This window comes from Enterococcus sp. 125944, from assembly GCF_051909435.1.
GTDB lineage: Bacteria > Bacillota > Bacilli > Lactobacillales > Enterococcaceae > Enterococcus_D > Enterococcus_D gallinarum.
Genome location: NZ_JBQASY010000059.1, coordinates 1 through 1,062, shown reverse-complemented (window position 1 = coordinate 1,062; position 1,062 = coordinate 1). Strand labels below are relative to the sequence as shown.

The 1,062-nt window shown below is 35.4% G+C and carries 1 protein-coding gene; it reads right to left on the bottom strand.

What is annotated here, in order from left to right:
* Window positions 1-9: 9 nt before the first annotated feature.
* Window positions 10-969: an IS30 family transposase gene (locus ACTFWY_RS17770; protein ID WP_002301399.1), complete on the bottom strand. Its 960-nt coding sequence runs from the start codon at window positions 967-969 to the stop codon at window positions 10-12.
* Between the last annotated feature and the right edge of the window lie 93 nt (window positions 970-1,062).

Below are 1,062 nucleotides of genomic sequence, written 5' to 3'. Positions count from 1 at the left end.
TCTTAATTGTCAAATTAAGTTAGACAGATCATCAATACTTACGTAACTCAAAAATACTTCCAAAGGTGTTCGATAATCCAGTGATTTTCTAGGAATATTATTTCGTTTAGATGCGACAGATTGAATAAAAAATTCATCTACTGAATTGAAATCCATAGATTTCAATAAACCATCTCTACGTAACAATCCGTTAGAATTCTCGTTTAGGCCTCTTTGAGACGGCGTTCCTGGATCAGCGAAATAAATGGCAATATCATTGACATTACTGATCTGTTTCCAATTTGAAAATTCCTTTCCACAATCAAAAGTGATGGATTTGAATAGGTTTTTCGGTACAGATTCAAACCATTGATTTAATTTTTTTTCAATATCAATCGCTTGTCTACCACACGGTTTCAATGTGATGATAACTTTTGATAATCGTTCAACTAAGGTAATTACAGCACTTTTATGTTTCAGACCTACGATAGTGTCACCTTCAAGGTGACCAAACTCATTTGAGAATTGGCTATAATCCTTTTCACGTTCATGAATAGAGCGGCGGAAAGTTTGTTTTCCACGTCTTTCTTGATGTCCATTCGGTTTACGCTTGCCTTTCATCGGTAAGTCAGAAGAATCAAATAGCCCCTTTTTGAACATACGATAAATGGTACGAGCAGAACAACTAATAGGAAACGCTGCACGACCAACAATCACATCGGGTGTCCATCCTTGAACAACCTTTCTTTGAATATATTCTGATTGTTCCTCGGGTAAAACAAGCGGACGTCTACCACAGTTTGATTTGTTTTTCTTATACTGTTGATAATATTCTAAGGCTGATTTTCCTTGCTTGAAGAACAGATATACTTTATGGATCGTTTGTCTTGAACGATTCAAGCAATGGGCAGTTTTAGCAACAGATTGATTCATTTTGAAATAAGACTCTATTATTACAAGTTCATCCGTTGTAAGATGGGTATAGGTCATTTGTACTCACTCCTTATAATTCTTTGGTCGGAACTATTTTGAGTGTAGCACAAATGACTTTTTTAGTTGTCTAGCTTAATTTTACAATCGGCG